Below are 4,850 nucleotides of genomic sequence, written 5' to 3' on the forward strand. Positions count from 1 at the left end.
CAGGAACGGCTCCAGTCCTGCGAAGCCGCTCGTGAGGGCGGACAGGCGAGGACTACCTCCGACGCTGTCGAGGTTGATGACGATCGCGATCGACTTGCGCGTCGCCTCGTCCATCGCCTCGACGTACTGTGCAGATCCGGTCAGCGCCCATTCTTCCACACTGAAGAATGCCAGGCGAAGGCCGCGCCTCATCCGCGGGACGCGAGGCGCCACGGCGCGCGCGGCCGCAAGAGCCGCGGCCACACCACTGGCGTTGTCCATGGCGCTCTCGGCGAGATCGTGACCATCGACATGGGCGCAAAGCACGACCCATTCATCGGTTAGCCCTGGCAGATCGAACACAAGACTGGCCGTCTCGGCCTGTGACTCCTCGATTGCGATGTCGAGGGTTGCGGACGGCCAGCCATGTGCCGTTCTGGCGAGACGCGCGGCCGTTTCGGGCGCAATGCCGAGGGCAGGAATTCCCGCGTCACCGACGCGCCCAGAGGAGCCGGCGACCACGTCGCCTTGCGTCGGCCCGGCGATCAGGAAACCGACGGCACCCATCTCACGGGCGAGGTCGTACTTGCGGCGCCGATGAATTGTGCCAGCCGCGAACATGAGCTCGTGGCGGACGAGCACGATCCGCCCCGCAATCTCCGCGCGATGCGCTTCGAACTCCTCGGGCGTCCCCCGTCCGAGGTCAATAACTTCGGCAGTCAGACCTCCTGGCTCAGTACCGACCGTCCGCACCAACGGATGGCACCGAGCCTCGTAACCGCCGGCGAGAGTCAAGCGCGTGTGCAGTGCCCGCCATCCCTTATAAGAGACGGGAATGTCACGACAGGCGACACCGCACACCTCGGCGCCCCGCGTACGCAGCCAGTCCATAGCGGCTGACTCGCTAGACGTGCCCGACAGCCGGCCTCCGAAGTCGCACAAGATCTGGAAATCCGCCCACAGGGCAGTGTCGGAGCGCATAGCGGAGGAGTTCATAGAGGCTTCACCTTTTCTGCAGACCGCGTGAACTGGCCGATATGCTCTTCGAGCTCAGCGAGGAAGTGACCGGCAACCACGGACGGCTCCCGATCGGCCAAACGGAAGATGGCGAACTCGTACGGCACCGCCGGGACGAACGGCCTGACTGCAAGGCCGACGGGGGCGAACTCGGCCGCCGAGGCAGGATCCACTACCGACACGCCAAGGCCGTTGGCGACGAGACCGCAAATAGAAGCGAAGAATTCGACCTCGGCCACGACTTCGCAGCGTGCGCCGTGCTCCACGAACACGCTCATGACGCGATGGTGCGTCTTGCGCTCTCGTGAGATCGCCACAAATGGCACGCCAGCGAAGAGATCCGGCGTAATCACCGAATGGGCTGCCAACGGATGCCCGTTCGGGAGGATTGCGACGCAGTCCATGGCGTGGCGGTCGAGCGTGAAGCCCGTGCCGTCGATCGGCATCTCAGCAATTCCGATGTCATAGGCGCGGCTCTGGAAATGCTCGCGAACAACCTCTGAGTTTCGCGTATAGAGTTGGATTCGGACCTCCGGGCGCCTGCTCGCGAAACGAGCGAGCACAGGGGGCAATAGGGAGATTCCGGCACTTGGGTGGCTGGCTATCACGAGACTGCCGGATTCGCCGGCTCTGATCTTTTCGGCAACGCGGGACAGACCTTGCATGGTCCGCAGCGCCCGCTCAACTTCCCTGTGGAAAGCTTCTGCCTCCGGAGTTGGGCGCAACCGATTGCTCACGCGCTCGAACAGGCGAAATCCCAGATCCTCCTCGAGTCGCGCGATCTGGGCGCTCACGGCAGGCTGCGTGATCCTCATGACCACCGCCGCCTTGGTCGCCGATCCGTGCTCAAGAACCGTGCAGAACGTCTCGAGGAGTCTAGTGTCCATAAGCGCATAAAAAATGGTTATTGTCAGATTGGCAAGACCCAGGCAATAATGCCGAATATGAACAAGTCGCCCGAGCGCATATGGTAGGATCATCCATAACCACGGCTTTTAGTTCATGGCGAACAGCACGCTCAAAGGGGGCTCATGGGAAATCCGATTATCGCTGCCGACAGAGTTTCGAAGCGTTTCGGCGAAATAGACGTGCTCCGAAGCGTCAGTCTCCCGATCAAGGAAGGAGAAGTCGTCTGCGTGGTCGGGCCATCAGGATCGGGCAAGACCACCCTTCTACGCTGCTTTGCTTTGCTGGAGCAGCCATCGGCCGGAACGATTCAAATGAACGGAACGGTGATTGCGTCGTCGAAGCCTACCTCCGCGGAGAAGCGAGCGGCCCGGGCCGTCAGGCCCGAGATCGGCATGGTGTTCCAGCACTTCAACTTGTGGCCGCATATGTCGGTGCTTGAGAACGTGATTGAGGCGCCGCTCCGGGTGAAGAAAACGCCCCGGGACGCAGCAATCACCAATGCCGAGCAGCTCCTGCAGAAGGTGGGGCTTGCCGATAAGCGGGACGCCTATCCAATCCGCCTGTCCGGCGGTCAGCAGCAGCGCGTTGCGATTGCCCGAGCCCTTGCCATGTCACCGAGGGTAATGCTCTTCGACGAGGCGACCTCTGCTCTCGATCCGGAATTGCGTCGCGAGGTTCTTATCGTCATGCGGCAGCTGGCGACAGAGGGAATGACGATGATCGTCGTTACCCACGAGATGGGATTTGCTCACAATGTTGGACACCGCGTTGTGTTCATGGACCGTGGCGAAATCGTCGAGGAAGGGCCGCCAAAAGCATTCTTCGCTGATCCGCAGACGGATCGTGCAAAGCGGTTCCTCATGCAGTTCGAGGACTAACAAGGGAGGATAGAGATGAGCAGCCAGACCATCAGGAGAGCATTATCGGTCGCGGTCGTTGGACTGTGGGCCGCCATTCTGCCCGGCGCCGCCGAGGCACAGCAGACGCAGTCCCGCCTCTTCGAGGTGACGAGGTCAAAGAAGTTGAGAGTCTGCCAATATCCATTGTATTACTCGATCTCGTTCCGCAATCCGAAGTCCGGAGAGATCGAGGGAATCGATGCCGACCTGGCAAAGGAGCTCGCGAAGGAACTCGGAGCAGAGCTCCAAATTGTCGAGTCGAACTTTGGAACTTTCATCGCCGACCTCCAAGCGAACAAGTGCGAGATCGGCATGTTCGGTCTCGGTGCGACGCTGAAGCGTGCGCAGGCCGTTGAATTCTCAAAGCCGTATTTGGTCACAAATGTCTACGGCGTTACCCGAAAGGATGCGCGGATTAAATCCTGGGAGGATATCGACAAGCCTGGCGTGAAGGTGGCGGTTTCCCTGGGCAGTTACATCGAAAACGTCATGATTGAATACCTCAAGAACGCCGAGGTTGTGCCCGTTGCTCCGCCGAACACGCGTGAAGGCGAGCTCGTCGCGCGGCGGGTCGATATCATCATGACTGACTTTCCGACTGCGGTGAAGGTCACTGATGAATTCGACTGGGCGACGACGGTCAATCCGAGCGAGAAGCTCGCGGTCACGCCTTATGCTTATGTGGTGCCACAGGGCGACCAGATCTGGCTTAACTACATCAACCTCTTCGTAGACACGATTAAGCTCGATGGGCGGCTGATGAAGTACGCGAAGAAACACAAGCTTGATCCGATCGTTGCCGAGTAAATGGCATCTTCGCCGGGATGGCGGCACCATCCCGGCTCCCGCCGTCACCCCGAGGTAGGTTGTGATCAACTACACTTTTCGCTGGGATGTCATCTCCAGCAATCTGGGCTTTCTAATGTCCGGGCTGCAGATGACTTTATTCATTTCGGCGACGACGCTGCTCTTCGCCATGCTCGGAGGCCTTGTGCTCGCGGTCATGGACATGTCTCGGTTCTGGCCTGTCCGATCTATTGGTCTGGCTTTCGGCGAGATCATCCGCAACACGCCGATTCTCGTGCAACTGCTGTGGGTGTATTATGTTCTGCCGATTGTATTCAACATCCCGATCTCGTCACTCGCGGCTATCCTCATCGGCCTGTCAGTGTACATGGCCTGCTTCATCTCAGAGGTGTATCGGGCCGGAATCCAGGCTGTCCCCAAGGGACACCGGGAGGCAGCACAGGTGCTTGGGTTGTCGGGTATGCAGAGCTTCCGGCGCATTGTATTTCCGCAAGCAATCCGCATGACACTCCCACCGCTCGCCGCGAACTTCGTCCAGCTGATAAAGTATTCCTCTCTTGGCGCGGTTATCTCCGTGACAGAGATTACGCGGCGAGGGATGGAATTGTCCTCGTCGACCTTCCGCCCGCTCGAGATCTTCACGTTTATCGCGGTGGTCTATTTTTTCATCTGCTGGCCGCTCGCGATGGCCATTCGGCTATGGGAGCACCGACTCGCGCGGCGGTGAGGACTCAATGATGACCCAGCCCACAGAGGTCACGGCAGCTCGTGACCGCATCAGAACGCGCGCGGCGCAATCCCGCGATGACCTCATCGAGATGGCGCGCCGCCTCATCGCTGCGCCATCCCCGAACCCACCAGGCAATGTTTCCGCGGCGGCGGTGGTCGCCGCGGACCTTCTTGCTCAAATCCCCGGGGTGCAAGTTCGTTCCTACGAGTCGGCGCCTAGTATCATTAATCTCGTGGCACGCCTCGATAGCGGCCGGCCAGGCCGTAGGCTCATCTTTAACGGGCACCTCGACACATTTCCTATTGGGGAGGATCTTGGCTGGACTGTCTCGCCACTTGGAGGGGTCCAGAAAGAGGGCAGACTGTACGGGCGCGGCGTTTCGGACATGAAGGGTGGCATCGCCGCGTCACTGTATGCCTTGTCTCTCCTCGCTCGGGAGAAGGAGGCGTGGGCTGGAGAGATCGTTGTCACCCTGGCCGGGGATGAGGAGACTATGGGCTCTCTCGGCA

The 4,850-nt window shown here is 60.3% G+C and carries 6 protein-coding genes; 4 read left to right on the forward strand and 2 right to left on the reverse strand.

The features are described from left to right. Positions 1-975, reverse strand: a 975-nt coding sequence (locus BN1233_RS42370) for a M28 family peptidase (RefSeq protein ID WP_147707866.1), incomplete at its 3' end; no start/stop codon positions are given. Next, positions 972-1,976 carry a LysR substrate-binding domain-containing protein gene (locus BN1233_RS42375; protein ID WP_048710823.1) on the reverse strand — a complete coding sequence of 335 codons (1,005 nt, stop codon included), beginning with the start codon at positions 1,974-1,976 and terminating at the stop codon, positions 972-974. The genes BN1233_RS42375 and BN1233_RS42370, both read right to left, overlap by 4 nt. Positions 1,977-2,027: 51 nt before the next feature. On the opposite strand from BN1233_RS42375, the gene BN1233_RS42380 reads away from it, so the two are divergent. The 4 genes from BN1233_RS42380 to BN1233_RS42395 all read left to right on the forward strand — a co-directional run. Continuing rightward, positions 2,028-2,783, forward strand: a complete 756-nt coding sequence (locus BN1233_RS42380; protein ID WP_046869706.1) for an amino acid ABC transporter ATP-binding protein — start codon at positions 2,028-2,030, stop codon at positions 2,781-2,783. A 15-nt stretch (positions 2,784-2,798) separates the two neighbouring features. Beyond that, positions 2,799-3,611 carry an ABC transporter substrate-binding protein gene (locus BN1233_RS42385; RefSeq protein ID WP_046869707.1) on the forward strand — a complete coding sequence of 271 codons (813 nt, stop codon included), beginning with the start codon at positions 2,799-2,801 and terminating at the stop codon, positions 3,609-3,611. Positions 3,612-3,672: 61 nt separating this feature from the next. Continuing rightward, the gene (locus BN1233_RS42390; protein WP_046869708.1) at positions 3,673-4,338 is read left to right on the forward strand and encodes an amino acid ABC transporter permease; all 666 of its coding nucleotides are present in this window, start codon (positions 3,673-3,675) and stop codon (positions 4,336-4,338) included. 7 nt (positions 4,339-4,345) lie between these two features. After that, positions 4,346-4,850 (forward strand): M20/M25/M40 family metallo-hydrolase (locus BN1233_RS42395; protein ID WP_046869709.1); only part of this gene is annotated, 505 nt, incomplete at its 3' end.

The sequence above is a fragment of the Microvirga massiliensis genome (genome assembly GCF_001006805.1).
Lineage (GTDB): Bacteria > Pseudomonadota > Alphaproteobacteria > Rhizobiales > Beijerinckiaceae > Microvirga > Microvirga massiliensis.